Origin of the sequence: Rhodococcus sp. NPDC056516 (genome assembly GCF_042794655.1) — a bacterium.
Taxonomy (GTDB): domain Bacteria; phylum Actinomycetota; class Actinomycetes; order Mycobacteriales; family Mycobacteriaceae; genus Rhodococcus_F.
In genome coordinates this window covers 53,363-74,283 of sequence record NZ_JBHTTG010000010.1, presented here as the reverse complement: position 1 = coordinate 74,283, position 20,921 = coordinate 53,363, and the positions used below count along the sequence as shown (strand labels likewise).

The window sequence follows — 20,921 nt, the reverse complement described above, 5'->3', positions numbered from 1 at the left end:
CGGATTCTTTGTCACAATTCGCCGAATCGGGGGACCAAGGTTCGGCGCACGATCACGAGCGGATCTTCGCCCGCGCCCCAGCGGGTTACGCGGACGTGAAAAACGCCCCGAACCTGGTCGGTTCGGGGCGTTTCCCTCATCGCAAAACAGCTGTGGAAGCCCTGTCGATACGCTGCTGAACTACTCGCGACAACCAGAACGCGCCAGGAATCCGCCTATAGCAACACCTGACAAAGCAATGGCCGCTCCGACGACGGCGCTGACCATCACGGTGCGAGCATCGGCGCCACCCGCGGTCGGTGCAGCAGCCGGAAGAATCGCCGGTGCCGCGACAGCTCCTGAAACTACCGGCACCGCCTCGACCGACGCTGCCGGTATTGCCGCCGCCACGGCGGTCGTGACCTTCTCGGGAATGCCGTTGGCGATGACGCCGTCGATGCTCTTGAAGAACACCCCGGCCATCTTCTTGGCGACACCGGTGATCATCCGCTGTCCGACGCCGCCGACCATCCCGCCGACCACCGCGTCGGCGTCGTACGAAAGCAGCGTGCCACCCTCGTTCTCCGTCAACGTGACCGTGACGTCCGCCTTCACGGTGCCGGGAGCACCAGCGCCCGAAGCCGTCATGACAAACGAATTGGGCCGATTCTGTTGCGAAAGAACAACTTCGCCGTCGTAAACGCCCTTGATCGACGCGACCCCCGCCATGATCGAGAGCTTGTAGTGATTGTCCGTGAGCTGCTCGAGCGACTGCACACCGGGAATGGTCGCGGCCAGTACACGACCGTCCTGGAGCTTGTCGTAGACCTCTTCTCGAGGTGCCGTCAGCTGCGCGGTGCCGGCGATTCTCATGCATTCTCCTCTGATGACGAACCCGCATGTGCGAGTCGAAGTTCGAACAGTTCGGACGGTGAAATAGGCATGGACGTGATCGAGATTCCTTCGGCGTCCTCGATGGCAGCCGCGATGACGGCGCTGGTGGGGATCACACCGGCCTCACCGGCGCCCTTCATACCGAGTTGGTTGAGCCCCGACGGCGTGACGGTGTGATCCATCTCGAGTGAATCCGGCATCTCGGTGACAAACGGCATCAAGAAGTCCATGTACGACGCGTTGAGCATCTGGCCATGCTCGTCGTAGACGATCCGCTCGTAGAGTGCTCCGCCGATACCTTGCGCAACGGCGCCCATGACCTGGCCTTCGACGATGCGCGGATTGATCACGTTTCCGCAGTCGTGGATGACGACGTAACGACGGACCGTGATCTCGGCCGTGACGGGATCGGTTTCGACGATCGCCGCGTGCACTCCCGAAGCGAAAGTCGAACTGGGCGGCGAGTAGTAGCCGGTGGCTTCCAGACCCGGCTGCTCGCCCTCGGGAATCGGCGGCTTCGACATGTCCGTGTCGGTCTTGGCGAAACCGGTAGCCAACTTCGATTCACGGTCGAACGCATATCGCAGCGGGTTCGACAGCACGGCAACAACACTCAGCGGTACAGAAGTACCTTCCACCCCAGGCTCGGTGCCGAGTTTGCACACGTGGCCACCCTGGAGTTCCAGTTCGGCTTCCGGCAGATTCAAGATTCCGGACGCGATCTTCTTCGCCTTCTCCGCGACCATCTGCGCCGCGACATGGAAAGCCGAACCCGACATGACCGCGCCACGTGAGGCGAAAGTGCCGACGGCATAACCGAACCGGCGAGTGTCACCGGTGACGATCTCGACGTCGGAGACCTTGACTCCGAGATCGTCTGCAACGATCTGGGCGAACGCTGTCTGGTGGCCCTGCCCCTGCGTCGTCAAGCCTGTTGCCGCCTTGACCTTTCCGGACGTCTCGACCACTACGTGGGCGCCTTCGTAGGGTCCGGGACCGGTTCCCTCGACGTACGCGCCGATGCCGATGCCGACCGACCGCCCTTCGGCGCGAGCCTTCTTCTGGTACTCGGGAAATCCGTCCCAGTCGATGAGCTTCTTGAGCTTGTCGATACCGGCCTGGTAGTCACCCGTGTCGTAGATCAACGGGCGCCCGTCCTGGAACATGAGGCCGAAGTCGTACGGCATGTCCTCGGGGCGAATGAAGTTCGCCTCCCGGACCGCGATCTTGTCCTTGTTCAGGTACTTGGCGATGGCGTCCATGGATCGCTCCATCGCGAACACGGCCTGCGGACGTCCGGCACCGCGGTACGGGGTCACGATGACCGTGTTGGTGTACAGCGAATAAGCGTTGACCCGGAACGACTTCGGCTTGTACGGCCCGAGAACCTGCGTCGCGGTGTTGATCATGACGATGATCCCGTACGGCAGGTACGCGCCGTTGTCGTGCCAGAACGTGAAGTCGAAAGCCAACAGACGACCCTCGTCGTCGAACCCGATGTCGATCTTCTGGATCTGTCCGCGCTCGTGTGCGCTCGAGATGAAGTGCTCACGGCGATCCTCGACCCATTTCACCTCACAGGAGATGCCGGCCTGGCCGAGGCGTCGCGCAGCCCACGTGACCATCACTTCTTCGGGCCACGGATGGACGATCTTGACACCGAATCCACCGCCGACGTCGGGAGCGATGCAGTGAACCTTGTTCAGTGCCATACCCAATCGCGCAGCAACGGCGGCGCGGGCGGAGGTAGACGTCTGGGTGGAGGTCCAGAACGTGAGGGTGTTCTCGTCGCCGTCCCAGCGTGCGTAGACACCCTTGCCCTCCATCGGCATGGATGCCGAACGCTCGATTTCGAGATCCAGCGTCAGTCGGTGCGGCGCGGACGCAAGTTCGGCGTCCGGATCGCCGAACCCGTGCTGCAGATGAGCGGCGATGTTGTCCGGGACATCGGCATGGACGGCGTTGTCGGCGGTGCGGGCGACGTCGATTCCCACTACCGGCTTCAATGTCTCGTACGTGACATCGATCTTCGCGCACGCATCCTCGGCGATGTACCGATTGTCGGCGACCACCATGGCGATGGCTTCTCCGACGTGGTTCACCTCGTCCTTCGCAAGGGGGTACCCGTTACGCGGAGCGATGATTCCCGGATGCGGAATGAGCAGTGGCAGGTTCTCCGCCATTTCCGGGGTGTCGGCCAGGAGATCTTCGTAGGTGTAGATGGCATGTACGCCAGGCACTTCCAGTGCCTGATCGATGTCGATGTCGACGATTCGCGCATGTGCATGCGGCGACCTGACGAATGCCGCGATCAGCGCGTTGTGGCCCAGATCGTCGAGATACCGCCCCTGACCGCTGAGCAGACGCGTATCTTCCTCGCGCGGAATCGGTTTGCCGAAGAACTTGCCGTCGTCGGCAACCGAATGATCGGCCGTCGAATGATCGGAGGCGGGGTGCTTCGCCCCGTTGCGCTTTGCTGGTTTGACCGGAGTACTCATGCCTTACCCGCCCGTCCTCCGACGGGATTCGTTGTTCCCCGCACCTTGCGATCCAACGCCTCCCGAGTGGATGCGTCGTCGATTCCGAGCGGGAACTGCCCGGCTCGTTCACGCTTGATCTCGGCTGCGCGCAGAACCGACGCCCTGATGTTCTGGTATCCCGTACAACGGCAGAGGTTTCCCGCTATAGCGTCCGTTGCTTCCTCACGCGTGGGATTGGGGTTCTCCTCGAGAAATGCCGCGATGGTCGTCACGAATCCCGGAGTGCAGAATCCGCACTGCAGGCCGTGACAATCCTTGAACGCCTGCTGAACCGGATGCAAGGTGCCGTCCGGCTCGACGAGTCCTTCGACGGTGGTGATCGATCGACCTTCGAGACTGGCGGCGAGGACGAGGCAGGATCGCACCGGCTTTCCGTCGAGCAGCACGGTGCACGCACCACACACGCCGTGTTCACAACCGACGTGCGTGCCCGTCTTACGGAGGTGGTGACGAATGGCGTCCGAGGCCAGAGTGCGGGAGGGGAGAACGACGGTGCTCGTCACCTCGTTGAGCGTGAACGTCACGGCCACATGGTGTTCACCGGTATCTGCTGCCAGCTCGGCAAGTTGATCATCGATGGAGCGATCGTTTTTGGACATGGTCACCACTTTCCTGCCAGTACTGCGTTCTCACTGAGAGCATCTGTTGCCGCTGCAAAGCCGACCCGCGCCGTGAGCGCGGACACCAGTTGCGAGCGGTACGCCGCCGTCCCGTGAATGTCTGCCTCGGTATCTATCTGCGCGCGGGCACATTCCCCGAGGGTGCGCCAGCGCGGATCTCGCTGATCCGTCGCGGATGCCCCCGCCAGCACGTCCGTGTAGTCCACGACCTGCCCCAGCTCGCCGGCGGACACGTACGTCATGTGTGCTTCGGCCACCAGACCGTCGACCACGCGAATACGCGCAACGACACCGACCAGTGCGTAGTCACCGTGACGACGAGCAATCTCGTCGATGGCGGTTCCCACACCGGGCTCGGCGGCCGGCACCGACACCGACACCGCGATCTCGTCAGATTCCAGGCTCGATTCGAGGGGACCGACAAAGAGATCCGTCGACGCGATCTCGCGGGTGCCACGCACCGACTGCACGCTCACGCTGCCCCCGAGCAGTGTCAGGACTGCCGGCATCTCCGCCGACGGGTCGGCATGGACGATGGAGCCGACGCTCGTCCCGCGGTTACGGATCGTGGGGTGCGCTACCAACTGCAGAGCGCGGTTCAGCAGAGGCTGAACTCGGCGAGCACCTTCGTCGGCCGCCAGCACCGAGTGCGTGGCCAGGGCCTGGAACCGCACTCCTTCGTCCTCGGACGAGGTCACCGAAGCGAGGTCAGGGATCGATCCGATGTCGACGATGTGGGCGGGGGCGGCGAGGCGCATGGACAGCAGCGGCACAAGCGATTGCCCACCGGCGAGCACCTTCCCCTCGTGAGATACCTCGGAGAGGATTCGGCACGCGTCCTCGACCGAGGACGGTCGGTGATAAGTCAGCGGCGACGGTTTCATTACTCAATCCTGCCTCTATGAGTCACTTCACGTTTTGTGCAGATGTGACAACGGTCACGGGTCATACCTGGCATACATTCAACTTGGCATCACGTGAGCTGCGCCACGGGCTCTTCCCTTTCGTCATCTGACGCATTCGCCCCCGGTGTTGCGCCCGGTCGCCGCCCGGACTTCGGCCTGTTCAGCTCGGGGTTCCGGGACCCGACGAACTGGCAGAGGTGGTACATCACGATCACGACGATGGTGCCGAGCGCGATACCTCCGAGCGAGAACGTGTCACTGAATTTCAGAGCCGTGTCACCGATACCGATGATCAGGCCGGCGGCGATCGGCATCAGATTCAGTGGATTCCCGAAGTCGACACCGTTTTCTTTCCAGATCTTGGCGCCGAGCAGACCGATCATGCCGAACAGAACCACCAGGATTCCGCCGAGAACGCCCCCGGGAGTCGCCGCCATGACTGCTCCGAACTTGGGCGAGAAGCCGAGCAGGATCGCGATGAAACCCGCGATCACGTACGCGGCGGTCGAGTACACCCGAGTGGCTGCCATGACACCGATGTTCTCGGCGTGCGTCGTCGTGGGGGAGCCGCCTACCGCGCTGGCGATGGCGGTGGCAAAACCGTCACCGGCAATTGCGCGTCCGATGTAGGGGTCCAGATCGTCGCCCGTGATCTCGGCGACCGCCTTGACGTGTCCGGCGTTTTCCGCGACCAGTGCGATGACACCGGGAAGGACGAGAACGATGAACGTGAGGCTGAACGAGGGAGCGTGAATACCGACGATTCCGTTGGCTTCGTCCGAGAACGGTGGCAACCCGAACCACGACGCCGAGTGCACCGAATCCCAGTTGACACGAAAGTGCTCGGTAGGTGCTCCACTACCGCCGGCGGAGGTGATCGGCCCGGAGACCCGGTCGAGGACCCAGGAGAAGATGTAGCCGAAAACCAGCGCGACGAGAATGGCGATACGTCCCAAGAAGCCGCGTAGCGCAACACTCATCACGATCAACGCAACCATCACGATCAGTGCCACCCACTGGTCCTGCGGCCAGTACGATCCCGCGACAACTGGAGCCAGGTTGAATCCGATCAACATCACCACTGCGCCGGTGACCACCGGGGGTAGCGCCTTACTGATGACGCCCCCGCCGAGGAAGTGGATGGCGACGCCGACAAATCCCAGAACCAGCCCCGACACCAGAATCGCGCCGGTCACTTCCGCCGTCGTTCCGCCCTGGGCGCGAATGGCTGCGACACCACCGACAAACGCCGCCGACGTACCGAGGTAGCTGGGGACGCGTCCTTTGACCACCAGCAGGAAGAAGAGGGTACAGAAACCCGACATCATCACGGCAAGTTGAGGATTGAGACCCATGATGATCGGGAAGACGAACGTAGCGCCGAACATCGACACGACATGTTGGCCGCCCAACCCGATGGTCCTCATCCAACTGAGTCGCTCGCCGGGAGCTACCACTTCACCGGGTCCGATGTTCTTGCCATCTCCGTGCAACGTCCAGATCGGCATGACGAGACCTTTCGCGAAGGAGGAAGGTGTTCGAAATGCTCTGTGCCCCAGCTCACAAACACCGTGTCTGGAGTGAAACGCTAATACAGCACCAAGTTTTGGACGTGATGACAATCTGCCAGAACCCGCTCGCCGAGATTGGCAACAATGGTGACAGATGATGCGGACAGGGGTCATCGTCAGTGCTGGAGGCAGTTTCGACCGAAATGGGGGCGCCGTCACGAAGGGCCCCAACATTTTCTTCGGCTTAACGGTTCCGTAACACGATGTCTGTCAACGGAAAACGATTCTCCTAGCCGAGGGCTGCGAGGACCCCCGCGGCCATCTCCGCGACCTGATCATCGGTCATCACAAACGTCGGCGAAATCTGCATCGCACCCTGACCCGCAGCGCGACCCGAAATACCATGCTCGCGAAGCGTCTTCACAAACGGCAACGCCTCCGCCGGATCAGCCAACTGCACAGCCGCGACCGCACCGAGCCCACTACGAACCTCCGCCACCCGCGGATGCTCCGCCAACGGCTGCAGATGCGTATGCAACGACGCCTCCAAACGCTTCGACTCCGCGAGCAGATTCTCACGCTCGAGAATATCGAGGTTCGCCATCGCCGCCGCAGCAGCACCGGCATGCCCGCCGTACGTGTACCCATGGCGCCACCACGAACCGGCATAGAACGGCTCCGCCACCCGCGGCGCGATGAACACCGCACCCATCGGCACGTAACCCGACGTCAAACCCTTTGCCGTGGTCATCATGTCAGGCTGCAAATCGAAACGAGTGGACGCGAACCACTCACCACCGATCCGGCCGAAACCGGTCACGACCTCGTCGACGACAAAGAGGATGTCGTGCTCACGGCAGATGTCACGCACCTCGGCCAGATACCCCTCCGGCGGCAGATACACCCCACCCGCACCGATGATCGGCTCCGCGAAGAACGCGGCGATCTTGTTCGCACCGATCTTCTCGATCAACTCGAGCAGGCTCTTCGCATCGTCCCAGCCGACGGTCGCCGCATCCGCCATCAGCTCGCCGTAACCCTCACGGTTCACCGGAATACCGGCCAAAGCCGTTCCCGCAACGTGCATTCCGTGGTACGCCTTCTGGCGTCCGACGATGATCGTCTTCTCCGGCTGCCCCACCTCGTGCCAGTACCGGCGAGCCAGCTTCGCCGCAGTGTCCACCGAATCCGAACCACCCGAGGTGAAGAAGATCTTGCTCCCGGCAACCGGCGCGATGGCCGCCAGACGCTCGGCCAACACCTGCGTGGTCTCGGGAACAAAATCACCGAAGTTGGAGAAATGAGCGATCTTCGACAACTGAGCCGCCACCGCATCCGCGATCTCGGTGCGCCCGTGCCCGACATTGGTGAACCACAGGCCCGCCGTCGCATCCAGATACCGAGTGCCCTCGGAATCCCAGATGTACGCGCCCTCACCGCGAGAGACGACAAACGCGCCGTTCTTCTCCACAGCGCCCATGTCCGCGAACCCGTGCCACAGTGCCGAAGCCATCGTCGTTCTCTCCCAACTGGATACGTCCGAAATAGATAAGTCAGTTCACGCGGAGTGCTGGCGGAAGTACCCGCTCGACCCACTTGGTTGCCTGCTCGAACGCGTAGGCGAGTTGGAGAACGTCCAAGTCGGCGCCGTGCCGACCGATGATCTGGATACCCATGGGAAGCGAACGATCATCGAAGCCGACCGGCATCCCCGCAACCGGGACCCCGGCCATCGTCCAGGGAACAACCGTCTCCATCCACCGGTGATACGTGTCCATCGACCGGCCGTCGACGACCTCGGGCCAGTGAGTGTTCTTGTCGAAAGCAAACACCTGGGCACTGGGAGCGAGAATGTAATCGTAGGTTTCGAACATCTTGGTAATGGCCGACAGCCAGCCGTTGCGAGCCTCCGCCGCCTTGGTCACGTCGAGAGCCGAGAGTGTGACCGCGTGCTCGAGCTCCCACAACAGTTCGGGCTTCATCAACTCGCGCATGCTCGGATCGTTGTACTGATCGATCAAGCCGAGCTGTGCCCACCAACGCCATCGCAAGAACAGTTGCCAGATGTCCTCGGGTTTGAAGTCGGGAAGTGCTGCCTCGACGTGGCACCCCAACTGTTCGAAGACCTCGAACGAGGATTCGCACAACTCGAGGACTCCAGGTTCGGTTGCCAGGTAACCGTTCCAGTCACCGACCCATGCAATCCGAGAGCCCTTCAGATCACGGGCGAGGCTCTCGGTGAATACAGCGGGATCCTCGCGAATCCCCAACGGTGCATAGGCATCCGGCCCCGCCATCGTGGAGAGCAGGTGAGCCACGTCGGTGACGGTTCGGCCCATCGGGCCCACAACAGCGCCCTGCGCAATGAATCCCGTCTCCGGTACGCGGCCCCAAGAAGGTCGAAATCCCACAACGTTGTTGAACGCCGACGGGTTTCGGAGCGAGCCCATGTAATCGCTTCCGTCCGCCAACGGAAGCATTCGGAGCGCCAGCGACGCTGCGGCGCCTCCGCTGCTACCGCCGGCGGTGCGCGAAGTGTCGTACGGCGACACCGTCGTACCCCACACCGGGTTGTACGTCTGGGAGCCGAGCCCGAACTCCGGCGTATTGGTCTTGCCGATCACGATGGCGCCGGCAGACTTGATCCGCCTGACGAACAGTTCATCTTCTTCGGCGATTCGGTCCGCGAACATCGGCGACCCGGACGTGAACGGCAGACCCTTGGCTGCCGACAGATCCTTCACCGCATGCGGAAACCCGTGCATCCAACCGAGATACTCCCCACTCGCCAACTGCGAATCACGCTCGCGTGCCTCCGCCGTCAACGCTTCCCGATCCCGCAATGCGACGATCGCGTTCACCGCCGGGTTATGTAATTCGATCTGATCGAGGAAGCTCTCCATCACCTCGACACACGACACTTCACGCCTGCGTATCAGACCACTGAGCGTGACCGCATCGGCCATGACGAGATCGCCACTCTCAGCCACACCGGAATCGCTCTCGTCGACAGGGTCAGCAGCATGAACCATCGTGAATCCTTTCAAGCAGTGAAGTGGGGTGCGCCGGGAGATACACCGGACGGACTCGCCGCCACCGGCAACTGATTCGAGGACGAATTGCCGGTGGCGGCGCGACTGTCGAGGTTTCCAGCGAGGTTCTTGCCTACTACTGACCGAGGTCGACGATGGCAGCGACTGGGCCGCCGCCCTCGGGACCCTGGTGCGCTGCCGATACCGAGACGAACACTGCCGGATCGCCGGTGACAGCTGCCGTGACTCCGCCGACACACGACTTGATCTGGCGGTGCCAGTGCACGTCGGAGTCGTCGAGCATCGCATTACGACGGCCACGGACCGTTCCGTCCTGACTGGCCTCGCACTTCAAGAACACGTTGACGAGTTGACCGTCCAGGTCGCTCGAGTGCGGCCGCTCCGGAAGTTCGAGTCCGGCGTCACGGATCGCCGCCCAGATGCCGTCCTGGTCGAGCGGATCCTTCATCACGCTGTGGCCGATCCGGTAGCGTCCGCCGACGCCACGTGCGTTACCGACGACGACGATCTGCGCGCGGTCCAACTCGACGCCGGACGAGCAGGATGCGACAGAGGAGAAGAGTTCGCGGCTGTGCATGACATCCTCGTCGGTCGGCATGTCGATTTCGCCGAGCGCAACCGCGATCCCCAGAGCCGTTCCGCCGTTGGACAGGTCCATCGACTCATGAGTCTGTTCGGTCCACACCGTCTTGCCGCGGCTCTTGGCGTCACGGATGGTGTGAATGGTCAGCAACGGAGTCTTGGTCTGTACGTAGTGCACGTCGGCGGGATCGGTGATGCCGGCGTTGGCCATCGCATCTTTCACTGCCGCAGCTACTTTGGTAATCATGGCCGTACGGCCGATGTCCTCGGGCAGCAGTTGCTCACTCATGGCGACGCCCACGGTCAGTCGCGGCTCGTCGGTCTTGGTGACCTTGTCTGCCGGTACCGTCGCGAAGATCGTCGCGTGCGGGCTGATCACGCCGTCCGTACCACCTGACCAGACGATCGGCACCTGCGCCACCTCGTCGAGGCTGCGATTGCCCTTGGCGGAGAGAACCTCTCGAAACGCTCGGTCCGCGATGATGCGCGTGTAGTCGTTGACGCCGCCGTTACCCTCGGTTTTGCCGATGACTGCAATGACGCGGTCGGCCTCGAGGACACCGTCGTCGATCAGCTTGGCGAGCTCACTGGCGTCGGAGACGCTGTGGAGCGGAACCTTACGGACCTCGATTGCTTCGGGCATTGGCATCTCCTTGTATAGGGAATCGTGGAGGCAAAATTGGGCCTTGACAGTTCCCGGCGCCCAGTCCAGCCGAGCGGTTCGGAACTGCCATGCCGACCACGCTATGACGACTCAAACCCTTCGGCATCGTCAATACTTGCCCAAACGAAAACCGTGATTGGTTATTTCGACTCCGATTCACCGGTTGTGCGCCGCCCCATCGGTTCTCACTTACGATTCGACCATGGACACCACTGTTGTCGACCATCCGCTGGCGGCATCTCTGCTCACGACCATGCGCGACGCTCGCAGCGACAACGCAACATTTCGGTCCGCCCTGCGCAGACTGACGCACATGTTGGTCTACGAGGCCACGCGCGGCGCAGAAGTGGAACGATTCGACATCGAGACGCCAGTTGCTCCGACGCAGGGAGTGCGACTGGCGAATCCGCCGCTCCTGGTACCGGTCTTGCGTGCCGGCCTCGGCATGGTCGAACAAGCGAGCGCCCTCATTCCGCAGGCAGGAGTCGGTTTCGTGGGAATGGCGCGAGACGAGAAGACACACCAGCCGGTTCCGTATCTGGAGTCCCTGCCCGCTGATTTGTCGGGCACCCCCGTCTACGTCCTCGATCCGATGTTGGCAACTGGTGGATCCATCGTCCGCACAATCGATCTGCTCGTTGCGCGCGGAGCAACCGACGTGACTGCAATTTGCGTCGTCGTGGCTCCGGAAGGGATCGAAGCGTTGAAGAACTCCGGACATCCGGTCCGACTCCTCACCGCGAGCATCGACGACGGCCTGAACGAAAATGCGTTCCTGGTACCTGGACTCGGAGACGCCGGCGATCGCCAATTCGGACCAAGATAGTAGCCAGACATACGGAGACCACTCATTCCGAGAGAGTATTTTCGTCAACTGTTGACAATGTTCACTGTGCGATCGAGCGTAGTCTCGCGACATGGATAGATCTGCCAAATATTCGAGCGAAGAGCTTCAACATTTGCCAGAAGGTGGCGACTACAGACTGACGGTTCGGGATGTCCTCGAGCTGCCCAGTCTGCGTGGAGCCGAAGTGCTTGCCGGGCATGGGGGCTTGCGCCACCTCGTTCAATCGGTGAACGTGATGGAAGTACCGGACATCCTCGCTTGGGTGAAGCCGAACGAGTTGTTGGTGACAACCGGGTTCCCGCTGCGCTACGGGCGGACCGGAGAGCTTCTCGACGACACAGATCTCAGTGACCTCGTCGACGGTCTTGCACGTCGAGGAGTCGCGGCACTTGCCGTGAAAACGGGCCGTTATCTCGACGAGCTGCCCGAGGCGATGCTGCACATGGCAGAGCAGCGAGGGCTTCCGCTGTTGGTTCTTCCCGTCACCGCGGGATTCGACGAGGTGATCTCGGAGGTCTTCACGAAGTTGGTGGCGAAGCAGTCCGCGGCACTCGACATTGCCGATCGACTTCACCGCTCGTTGACGTCGATCGTCCTGGAAGGTGGCGATCTACCTCAGATTGCCGCGGAATTCGCCGCGCTTTTCGACGTCAGCGTTCTGATCTGCTCGCCGGACGGGAGGGTATTGACCGAGGCCGGGGATTCAGCCGCGCTGAACGCGCTTCCGTTGTTCGAAAGCACCGGGCGGTTCCTGACCGAGCGGGTCGCTGTCGGTTTACAGAACGCGCCCAAGGGATTTCCCGGTCAGTTGGCGCTCACCCGAGTAGTGGCCGGCGGCACCGATCACGGCCGAATGGTGGCGTACGCCGGCACCCACGAACTCGGCGCAGTTGTCGTTCAAGCGCTGGAGCGAGCGGCCACCGTTGCCGCGCTGGCCGTCACCAAACAGCTGGCAGTTGCGGCAGTGGAATCCAAGTTCCGCGGCGACTTCCTCCGCGACGCACTGATAGGCGAAGCCGGCTCGCCGGCGGAAGTGAGCGCGCACTTCACCCAGTTGGGGTGGGATGTCACTCGTCCACTTGCCGTTGTGGTTGCAGAACTCGACGTCGATCACCCGGAATCCCAGCACGCGAATTCCACTCGCACGGACCAAGATCGACTCAGCGACGGCTGGCAACAAGTGGTACGAACACACGAGCGGACGGCGCCGTCCGTCGGGTTTCGACACGAGGTGGTCACGCTTTTCCCGACCAGCACCGACCGTGCGGTTCGGGACATCGAAGGGTTGGTGCGCAAGGTTGCCGGCGATCGCACCAGCGGCCGCCGATCCTTCAGCACGGGAGTGAGCCGGGTGATCTACTCCCTGGCCGATCTACCCGCGGCCTACGACCAAGCCTGTACAGCCGTGGTCGTCGGCCGACGTATCAACGGGCCGGGGCAGATCGCACACTTCGACGAACTCGGTGTACACCGACTCCTCTCGCTCCAGACGGACAAGAGCGAACTGCGTTCGTTCACCGATGACGTTCTGAAGTCCTTGTCGGCGGACAACGCCGAAGCCGCGGACCTACGTCTCACACTCCAAACTTTGCTCGACTGCAATTGCAATGTCGCCGAAGCGTCCCGGGCACTGCATATGCATTACAACACCTTGCGATACAGAATCGGAAAGCTGGAGAGCGTCGTCGGATCGTTCACCGACGACCCCGTTCTCCGGTTGAACGTCTCACTCGCCCTGCAGGTCATGAAGATGCACGAAATGTCATGAAAATGCACCAAATAGGCTGACAGAGCGCCCCGATCACGGTTCGACACAACCGTAATCGCGCCATGCGGTGAGCGTTCGTCACTTCTTACCCACCACTGACACCCGTCGTCGGCAAGGTTACCCATGTGCCGTTCACCGGTGCCCGCTTACGGTTCGAAAGACGGGCCGCACATACCTCCTTCAGTGGCCCTGGCCGGTTTCTCGGTCCAGCGGACCGGAGTCGACCGAACTACGGAGGCCTCAACCACCAACTGGCTCAGCCAATTACACCAGAACACGGCGGTGCGACATGAACTCGACTTCGAAGCCTCACAACACAAGTGCTCGTAGTGGTCCGTTACACGACGTGATAGTCGTCGACCTCACGCGCGCACTCGCGGGTCCTCACGCGGCAATGATGCTCGGCGATCTGGGTGCCGACGTGATCAAGGTCGAATCACCTCATGGCGGCGACGACACCCGTGGGTGGGGGCCGCCTTTTGTCGAGCCCCCGTTGGAACCACCGAACACACAACGCGAATCGACGTATTTCCTGTCCACGAACCGGAACAAGAAGTCGATCACGCTCGATCTCAAATCCGACAGTGGGCGTGCAACCCTCGAAGATCTCGTCTGCCGCGCCGACGTTCTCATGGAGAACTTCCGCACCGGGGTGCTCGATCGACTCGGATTCTCCACCGAGCGGCTGGCCAAACTGAATCCTCGACTGATCGTTCTGTCCATCAGCGGTTTCGGCCACGACGGTCCGGAAGGTGGTCGCGCCGGCTACGACCAGATCGCCCAGGGGGAAGCCGGGCTCATGTCGCTGACCGGATCGAATCCGGACGACGTCCAAAGGGTCGGAGTTCCGATCGCCGATCTTCTCGCCGGGATGTACGGGGCCTTCGGCGTCGTCGCAGCCTTGAAGGAACGCGAGCAGACGGGGAGAGGCCGCGTTGTCCGAACGTCGCTCTTGGCCAGCGTGGTCGGTGTTCACGCGTTTCAAGGAACGAAGTGGACCGTCGCCGGCGAGGTAGGCACAGCGCAAGGTAACCACCATCCCTCCATCGCACCGTACGGACTCTTTCGTACCGGCGATGGCGCAGTACAGATCTCGGTCGGCAGCGAGAGTCTGTGGAGAAGATTCTGCGAAGGGTTCGACCTAGATCCTGACGCCCCAGGTATGGCAACAAACGCCGAACGCGTCGAAAATCATTTCCAGGTAGTCGAATTGATCGAACGTACCTTCAAACCGTACTCACGTGACGAGCTTCTGACCGAACTCGACCGCATCGGAATACCGGCAGGACGGGTTCGGACGATCTCCGAGGTGTACGAATGGGAGCAGACCCGATCACAGGGATTGCTCGTCGATGTCGACCACAGCACGCTCGGCAACATCACTCTGCCCGGTCCGCCGCTGCGATTCTTCGAACCGGACGGAACCGAAGTGACGGAGACTCGCCACACGGCACCGCCGGTTCTCGGTGAAGACACTGACGAAATCATGTCATGGCTACAAGGATTCACCCGATGAACCGCCTGACGGCTCGCGACTTGCTCGACCTGGTGATCGATGCCGGCACCTGGGAGTCGTGGGACACCCCTCCGATCCCCGTCGCGACCGACTCCGATTACGCGGAAGCACTTCTGCGGGCCCAGGAGAAGACCGGGCTCGACGAGTCCGTCCTGACGGGCAGCGCCTCCGTCAGAGGGCGCCGCGTGGCAATCATCTTATGCGAGTTCGGCTTTCTCGGCGGATCGATCGGCGTGGCGGCGGGCGAACGCCTCGTCGTCGCCATCCGTCGAGCCACGCAAGAGCAGCTGCCCCTTCTTGCGCTTCCCACGTCCGGGGGAACGCGTATGCAGGAGGGGACGACGGCGTTTTTGCAGATGGTCAAGATCACCGCGGCGCTCATCAAGCACAAAGAAGCGCACCTGCCCTACATCGTCTATCTCCGAAACCCAACCACCGGAGGCGTATTCGCGTCCTGGGGATCACTCGGTCACGTGACGATCGCGGAACCGGGGGCCCTCGTCGGATTCCTCGGCCCTCGAGTGTTCGAGGCCTTGTACAACTCACCTTTCCCCGCCGGTGTCCAGACAGCGGAGAACCTTCACGAGCACGGACTCATCGATGCAGTGAGGCCGCCAGACCAGCTCGCCGAAATCGTCGAACGCGCATTGCGCATCATCACCGGGGCGCATCGTGGGTACTTATTGCCCAGTGACCCGTGCTCGTACGATTGCCCACCCGATACGTCGGCGTGGGAATCCGTCGTCGCATCCCGACGCGAAGACCGACCGGGGATACGGGAAGTGTTGCTCAATTCCGCCTCGGACATGCTCCCGCTCAACGGAACCGGCCAAGGCGAGAACGATCCCGGCATCATGCTCGCACTCGTCCGCTTCGGCGACATGCCCTGCGTCCTTCTCGGACAGGACCGTCGCGGGCAGACTCCTCACTCCCCACTCGGCCCCGGCGCTCTGCGGGAAGCTCGGCGAGGAATGCGGCTGGCCGCAGAACTCGACCTGCCGTTGGTGACGATCATCGACACGGCGGGCGCGGCACTGTCGAAGGAAGCCGAAGAAGGCGGCCTGGCCGGCGAGATCGCTCGGTGCATAGCCGACATGATTTCACTCGAGGTCCCCACCATTTCCCTCCTGCTCGGGCAGGGCACCGGCGGCGGTGCACTGGCGCTGATTCCGGCCGATCGAGTGCTGGCGGCCCGCCACGGTTGGCTCTCGCCCTTACCTCCCGAAGGTGCGAGCGCGATCATGTTCCACGACATCACGCACGCGCCGGACATGGCTGCCAGTCAAGGGATACGGTCCTTCGATCTACTCGCGGGCGGCATCGTCGATCGGGTCATCCCCGAATTTCCCGATGCAGCGGACGAACCCGCAGCATTCTGTACTCGTGTCGGAGCGGTGTTGCACTACGAGCTGAGCGTGCTCACTGCTACCGATGCGACCGAACGGCTCATCACCCGCACCGGACGCATCGACCGTATCGGCCTGGTCGAAGCCAGTACCTCCGTCTGATCGATCACCCAGAACACCGGAAAGGCCGGACATCCTCCGTGGAGGATGTCCGGCCTTCGTCAATCGAGCACACTCAGCCAGACGTCACGTGAGCTGCTTGGCGGGTTCCTCCCGATCGCCGCCGGGAGCCTTCGAATCCGGCTTGTTCGGTTCCGGATTCTTCGCATTCAGTTCCGGATTCTTCGAACCGATGAACTGGCACAGGTGGTACATCCCGATCACGACGATTGTGCCGAGCGCGATGCCGCTGAGCGAGAACGTGTCACTGAACTTCAGAGCCGTGTCGCCGATACCGATGATGAGGCCGGCCGCGATCGGCATGAGGTTGAGCGGATTCCCGAAGTCGACGCCGTTCTCCTTCCATATCTTGGCGCCGAGCAGACCGATCATGCCGTAGAGCACCACGGTGATTCCGCCGAGAACACCGCCGGGCGTCGCCGAGATGACGGCACCGAATTTGGGGGAGAAGCCGAGCATCATGGCAACGATGCCGGCAACCGCGTAGGCCGCGGTGGAGTACACACGGGTCGCTGCCATGACGCCGATGTTCTCGGCGTACGTCGTCGTGGGCGAGCCGCCGACGCTGCTGGCGATAGCGGTGGCGAAACCGTCACCGGCGAGCGCACGTCCCATGTACGGGTCGAGGTCGTCCCCGGTCATCTCGGCCACGGCCTTGACGTGGCCCGCGTTCTCCGCGATCAACGCGATGACACCCGGAAGGACCAGGATGATGAACGTCAGGCTGAACGACGGAGCGTGGATCCCGACGATTCCGTTGGCTTCGTCCGAGAACGGGGGCAGCCCGAACCACGACGCCGACTGCACCGAATCCCAGTTGACGCGGAAGTGCTCGGTGATCTGACCGGTGCCTGCGTCGTAGGAGGTGATCGTCCCCGAGACGCGGTCGAGGATCCAGGAGAGGACGTAGCCGAAGATCAGCGCCAGGAAGATGGCGATGCGCGCCATGAAGCCTCGTAGCGCGATACTCATGACGATCAGGGCCACCATGACGATCAGAGCCACCCACTGGTCCTGCGGCCAGTACAGCCCCGCGACGACGGGTGCCAGGTTGAATCCGATCAGCATCACCACCGCGCCGGTCACCACTGGCGGAAGAACCTTGAACACGACCCGGCCGCCGAGGAAGTGGATCGCGATACCGATGGCCGCCAGGACGAGTCCGGACACCAGGATCGCGCCGGTCACCTCTGCGGACGTTCCGCCCTGGGCTCGAATGGCGGCGATACCACCGACAAAGGCCGCCGACGTTCCGAGGTAGCTGGGAATGCGTCCCTTGACCACCAGCAGGAAGAAGAGCGTACAGAAACCCGACATCATCACGGCAAGTTGAGGATTGAGGCCCATGATGATCGGGAACACGAACGTCGCGCCGAACATCGACACCACGTGCTGGCTGCCCAGCCCGATGGTTCTTCCCCAGCTGAGCCGCTCGCCGGGAGCAACCACTTCACCCGGTTTGATGTTCTTTCCATCTCCGTGCAACGTCCAAATCGGCATGATGGGACCTTTCGTGCAGAGGAAGGTGTCCGAACGCTGAGTGTGCTCCAGCTCACAAAACACCGTGACTGGAGTGAAACGCTATTACAGCGCGGGAGTATCGACGTGATGACAATCTGCCAGAACCCACCGACCCGGATTGGCAATATTAGTGATTGATGCCGCGCATTGCGGTTATCTTCAGTGCTAGAGACAGATCCAGCCGGAGTTCGGGTTGCGCCGTGAAGGGTCCCAGCATTTTCTCCAGCTTAACGACCCTGTAACGCAGTGTGTTGTAATGGAAGTGGAGCTTGCGCGCCGTCTCGGCAATGTTGATGTTGGTCGCGAGCAAGACTTCCAATGTCTTGCGCATGTCCTGCGCTTCGGCAGTTTCCTCCGTCAGTTCCCGCAGCGTCTCGCGGGCGAACGTCTCGAGCTCGTTTTCGTCCTCGACCAGACTGAGCAGTCTGTACACGCCCAGATCGTCGAACTGAGTCACCGTCCACGGACCGGAAATCCGCCGGCCGACGGTCAGTGCGGTGCGCGCCTGGCTGTAGAGCGCAGGGACGGCTTCGATCGCAGCCGTCGGCCGGGACACCCCGACACTGAACGGCCTTCTCCCGCCGCCACCTTCGCCGCGAACGACCGTGACGAGGTCCCGCACCAATGCCATCGTGTCGGTGCCGACGCCCATGACGATCACCGTCTCGCCCGTCAGCGCGGTCACCGCCGCGCCGGGATCACGGTGAGCGATCGCGCCGGAGAACGCCATCGCCTGACGATCGACGACGGGCAGCCGAGCGGGCGCCGCGGAGGTCGGTTCGTCGACCGGGTCCGGTTCGATCGAGACGATCACCAGCGGGCGATCGAAGTCCCACCCGAACGTCTTGGCGTGGGAGACAACGTGATCGTGGTCCCCGGCCCGGCCGAGGAGAAGGTCGTGAACGAAGTTGGCGCGATGGCGTTCCTCCACCGACGCCACGGCCTGTTCGCGGGTGATGACCAAGGCGCACACCGACGCGGCACGCTCGACCAGGTACTGGTCGTAACTGGTCATCACACGCTCACCGGTGAACAACGCGAGACGCCCGTGGTCGATGTGATTGGCGGAAATCGCGGACACCGCGATGAATTGGCCGTCGAACTCGTGCAGACCCAACCCGCCCTCGACGGTGTCGGTCCGCAGACGACCGGTGGAATCGACGGCCGGGCAGGCTGACAGACGCTTGCGCTCCGCGGCGTCCCCGGCGCGGCAGATCTCGCGTCCGTCCGAGGTGGTGACCAGAGCCGCGCCCTTCATCTCGCGCGCGATGACTTCGGTCAACTGCGGGAGACCGCCGCCGCCCATCACGACGTCGACCAGGAGCCGCCGCAACCGCTCGGCCCCGAACATGGCGTCGATCTGCGCCGACTCCGTCTGCTCACGGTCCCGCGCCGCGGGGTGATCGCAGGCGCCGTGAAAAACCAGAAGCGGAAAGTCGGCACTGTCGGCTGCGTCGACCAGTTCCGGTGCGAGAGTGTCCCCGTCGGCACTGAATTGGACGGCAAGGGCTGCAACTCCGCGCGTCGACAAACGTCCGACGAATGCTTTGAAGGGTTCGGTGACCCGGGCGAGGGTTTCCGGGGTGGTGATCAGCAACTGCCCGCGTCGTAGCCACGGCCCGATGTCCGGAACCGCCATGAATCCCACCCGCGCAACCGTCGGGTCTTCGGAACCGCCGGAAACCTTTCGAGCACCAGGAAGGAGCGGGGTTCGAAGAAGTTCGGAGAGAACAGCATTCACCTCGGATGCCGGTACGGCCGGGTTTGCCACTTGGCAGGCACCTCGATTTCATTCGGATCACGGAAGATGGTTCACGAAAGAAACGATCCTATCCCCACCGAACACAAGATGTCCGAATTCAGCGCAGTCGACTCAGGCCGTTCGATGCAGGGCGGTCGGATTCTCCTGAGGTGGCGGGTGGATCGGCCCCTGCAGATCCCGCAGTTCCAAACCGGAGGCATTGCGCAGGGTCTTGGTCATCTCGGCCAGGATCGACACTGCAGTCTCCTCCGGTGTCCTCGCGCCGAGATCCAACCCGATCGGTGAGTGCAGACGCCCCAACTCGACGTCGGTGACGCCTCGCTCCTTCAACAGCGCCACCCGACGCTCATGCGTCGCACGACTTCCCATCGCGCCGACGTACGCAGCCGGCGAACGCAGCGCGATCTCGAGCAGGGGGATGTCGAACTTCTCGTCGTGCGTGAGCACGGCCAGCACCGTTCGCTTGTCGATCGGGGCGGTTTCGAGGAACTTGTGTGGCCACATGACGACCAGATCGTGGGCGTCGGGAAAGCGTGCACGTGTCGCGAAGACGGGCCGTGCGTCCACGACGGTCACGCGGTAACCCGCAAAGGCGCCCAACGTACACATCGATGCCGCGAAGTCGATGGCCCCGAACACGTACATCCGCGGTAGTGGCGCGAAGATCTCGACCAGCAGGTCGTGCTGCGAATCGATGAGGGTTCCCGCCGGCGAGACAAAAGCGACGGACTCACCGGTGTCCATCGTGCGCAGCAGGACGGAGACTTCTTCCTCCGTGGCATCCAGATCCCCGCTGCGTCGGCCCTGCTCGACGACGAGGTGCCGCGCGGGTGCACCCGGACGCACTTCGGTGACCACGACGACGGGCGCATCCGCCTCGATCCGTTCACAGACGTGACCGAAGTCGGCGAAACCTGCTCCGACCGCCTGGACGAACACTTCGATGGTTCCGCCGCAGGTCAGACCCACTCCGATGGCGTCGTCGTCGGAGACGCTGAAGACCTCGACGCGGCTGGTGCCGTCGGCGAGAACCTCCTGGGCGATCTCGTACAGGGCGCTCTCGATGCACCCGCCCGAGACACTGCCGACCACCTCACCGGAGCGTGAGACAGCCATCGATGCTCCGGGCATGCGCGGTGAGGATCGCCAGGTACGGACAACCGTCGCCAGCGCAAAGTCCTCGCCGCCGGCGTGCCACTGCGCCAGCTGAGTGGAAATGTCGCGCATCGTCTC

The 20,921-nt window shown here is 62.6% G+C and carries 15 protein-coding genes; 4 read left to right on the top strand and 11 right to left on the bottom strand.

What is annotated here, in order from left to right; genetic code table 11:
- Positions 1-180: 180 nt before the first annotated feature.
- The 8 genes from ACFQ6Y_RS27710 to ACFQ6Y_RS27675 all read right to left on the bottom strand — a co-directional run bounded on the left by ACFQ6Y_RS27710 (position 181) and on the right by ACFQ6Y_RS27675 (position 10,727).
- On the bottom strand, positions 181-852 hold the full coding sequence (locus tag ACFQ6Y_RS27710; protein WP_378639724.1) for a carbon monoxide dehydrogenase subunit G: 672 nt from the start codon (positions 850-852) through the stop codon (positions 181-183).
- Positions 849-3,371: an aerobic carbon-monoxide dehydrogenase large subunit gene (cutA, locus tag ACFQ6Y_RS27705; protein ID WP_378639722.1), complete on the bottom strand. Its 2,523-nt coding sequence runs from the start codon at positions 3,369-3,371 to the stop codon at positions 849-851. The genes ACFQ6Y_RS27710 and cutA overlap by 4 nt, the downstream gene beginning before the upstream one ends.
- Complete coding sequence (locus ACFQ6Y_RS27700) at positions 3,368-4,012, bottom strand: (2Fe-2S)-binding protein (RefSeq protein WP_029256750.1); 645 nt, start codon at positions 4,010-4,012, stop codon at positions 3,368-3,370. Before ACFQ6Y_RS27700 ends, cutA begins: the two co-directional genes overlap by 4 nt.
- 2 nt (positions 4,013-4,014) lie before the next feature.
- A complete protein-coding gene (locus ACFQ6Y_RS27695) occupies positions 4,015-4,917 on the bottom strand; it encodes an FAD binding domain-containing protein (RefSeq protein ID WP_378448500.1) in 903 nt (300 codons plus the stop codon).
- Between the two features lie 89 nt (positions 4,918-5,006).
- Positions 5,007-6,446, bottom strand: coding sequence for a uracil-xanthine permease family protein (locus ACFQ6Y_RS27690; protein WP_378639720.1), 1,440 nt, complete (start codon positions 6,444-6,446; stop codon positions 5,007-5,009).
- 292 nt (positions 6,447-6,738) lie between these two features.
- A complete protein-coding gene (locus ACFQ6Y_RS27685) occupies positions 6,739-7,962 on the bottom strand; it encodes an aspartate aminotransferase family protein (protein WP_378639717.1) in 1,224 nt (407 codons plus the stop codon).
- A gap of 40 nt (positions 7,963-8,002) precedes the next feature.
- Positions 8,003-9,481 (bottom strand): amidase, encoded by a 1,479-nt coding sequence (locus ACFQ6Y_RS27680; RefSeq protein WP_378639714.1) that lies wholly within the window; start codon positions 9,479-9,481, stop codon positions 8,003-8,005.
- A 136-nt stretch (positions 9,482-9,617) separates the two neighbouring features.
- On the bottom strand, positions 9,618-10,727 hold the full coding sequence (locus ACFQ6Y_RS27675) for a ring-opening amidohydrolase (RefSeq protein ID WP_378530066.1): 1,110 nt from the start codon (positions 10,725-10,727) through the stop codon (positions 9,618-9,620).
- 223 nt (positions 10,728-10,950) lie between these two features.
- On the opposite strand from ACFQ6Y_RS27675, the gene upp reads away from it, so the two are divergent.
- The 4 genes from upp to ACFQ6Y_RS27655 all read left to right on the top strand — a co-directional run bounded on the left by upp (position 10,951) and on the right by ACFQ6Y_RS27655 (position 16,387).
- Positions 10,951-11,574 (top strand): uracil phosphoribosyltransferase, encoded by a 624-nt coding sequence (gene upp / locus ACFQ6Y_RS27670; protein WP_378448505.1) that lies wholly within the window; start codon positions 10,951-10,953, stop codon positions 11,572-11,574.
- A 91-nt stretch (positions 11,575-11,665) separates the two neighbouring features.
- Positions 11,666-13,363, top strand: coding sequence for a PucR family transcriptional regulator (locus tag ACFQ6Y_RS27665; protein WP_003946020.1), 1,698 nt, complete (start codon positions 11,666-11,668; stop codon positions 13,361-13,363).
- Positions 13,364-13,652: 289 nt separating this feature from the next.
- A complete protein-coding gene (locus ACFQ6Y_RS27660; protein WP_378639712.1) occupies positions 13,653-14,879 on the top strand; it encodes a CaiB/BaiF CoA transferase family protein in 1,227 nt (408 codons plus the stop codon).
- The gene (locus ACFQ6Y_RS27655; protein WP_378639709.1) at positions 14,876-16,387 is read left to right on the top strand and encodes a carboxyl transferase domain-containing protein; all 1,512 of its coding nucleotides are present in this window, start codon (positions 14,876-14,878) and stop codon (positions 16,385-16,387) included. The genes ACFQ6Y_RS27660 and ACFQ6Y_RS27655 overlap by 4 nt, the downstream gene beginning before the upstream one ends.
- An 84-nt stretch (positions 16,388-16,471) precedes the next feature.
- Here the strand turns inward: ACFQ6Y_RS27655 and ACFQ6Y_RS27650 are convergent, their stop codons facing one another.
- The 3 genes from ACFQ6Y_RS27650 to ACFQ6Y_RS27640 all read right to left on the bottom strand — a co-directional run bounded on the left by ACFQ6Y_RS27650 (position 16,472) and on the right by ACFQ6Y_RS27640 (position 20,915).
- Positions 16,472-17,905, bottom strand: coding sequence for a uracil-xanthine permease family protein (locus tag ACFQ6Y_RS27650; protein ID WP_378541358.1), 1,434 nt, complete (start codon positions 17,903-17,905; stop codon positions 16,472-16,474).
- A 148-nt stretch (positions 17,906-18,053) separates the two neighbouring features.
- The gene (locus tag ACFQ6Y_RS27645) at positions 18,054-19,697 is read right to left on the bottom strand and encodes a PucR family transcriptional regulator (protein ID WP_378639707.1); all 1,644 of its coding nucleotides are present in this window, start codon (positions 19,695-19,697) and stop codon (positions 18,054-18,056) included.
- A 102-nt stretch (positions 19,698-19,799) separates the two neighbouring features.
- The gene (locus ACFQ6Y_RS27640) at positions 19,800-20,915 is read right to left on the bottom strand and encodes an XdhC family protein (RefSeq protein WP_378639704.1); all 1,116 of its coding nucleotides are present in this window, start codon (positions 20,913-20,915) and stop codon (positions 19,800-19,802) included.
- Between the last annotated feature and the right edge of the window lie 6 nt (positions 20,916-20,921).

Excerpts from the sequence above, each read along its gene's own strand:
- ACFQ6Y_RS27665 (WP_003946020.1), top strand. The coding sequence starts at position 11,666 with ATGGATAGATCTGCCAAATATTCGAGCGAAGAGCTTCAACATTTGCCA.
- ACFQ6Y_RS27680 (WP_378639714.1), bottom strand. The coding sequence starts at position 9,481 with ATGGTTCATGCTGCTGACCCTGTCGACGAGAGCGATTCCGGTGTGGCT.
- ACFQ6Y_RS27675 (WP_378530066.1), bottom strand. The coding sequence starts at position 10,727 with ATGCCCGAAGCAATCGAGGTCCGTAAGGTTCCGCTCCACAGCGTCTCC.
- upp (WP_378448505.1), top strand. The coding sequence starts at position 10,951 with ATGGACACCACTGTTGTCGACCATCCGCTGGCGGCATCTCTGCTCACG.
- ACFQ6Y_RS27660 (WP_378639712.1), top strand. The coding sequence starts at position 13,653 with ATGAACTCGACTTCGAAGCCTCACAACACAAGTGCTCGTAGTGGTCCG.
- ACFQ6Y_RS27690 (WP_378639720.1), bottom strand. The coding sequence starts at position 6,446 with ATGCCGATCTGGACGTTGCACGGAGATGGCAAGAACATCGGACCCGGT.
- ACFQ6Y_RS27685 (WP_378639717.1), bottom strand. The coding sequence starts at position 7,962 with ATGGCTTCGGCACTGTGGCACGGGTTCGCGGACATGGGCGCTGTGGAG.
- ACFQ6Y_RS27710 (WP_378639724.1), bottom strand. The coding sequence starts at position 852 with ATGAGAATCGCCGGCACCGCGCAGCTGACGGCACCTCGAGAAGAGGTC.
- ACFQ6Y_RS27700 (WP_029256750.1), bottom strand. The coding sequence starts at position 4,012 with ATGTCCAAAAACGATCGCTCCATCGATGATCAACTTGCCGAGCTGGCA.
- ACFQ6Y_RS27655 (WP_378639709.1), top strand. The coding sequence starts at position 14,876 with ATGAACCGCCTGACGGCTCGCGACTTGCTCGACCTGGTGATCGATGCC.
- cutA (WP_378639722.1), bottom strand. The coding sequence starts at position 3,371 with ATGAGTACTCCGGTCAAACCAGCAAAGCGCAACGGGGCGAAGCACCCC.
- ACFQ6Y_RS27650 (WP_378541358.1), bottom strand. The coding sequence starts at position 17,905 with ATGCCGATTTGGACGTTGCACGGAGATGGAAAGAACATCAAACCGGGT.
- ACFQ6Y_RS27640 (WP_378639704.1), bottom strand. The coding sequence starts at position 20,915 with ATGCGCGACATTTCCACTCAGCTGGCGCAGTGGCACGCCGGCGGCGAG.
- ACFQ6Y_RS27695 (WP_378448500.1), bottom strand. The coding sequence starts at position 4,917 with ATGAAACCGTCGCCGCTGACTTATCACCGACCGTCCTCGGTCGAGGAC.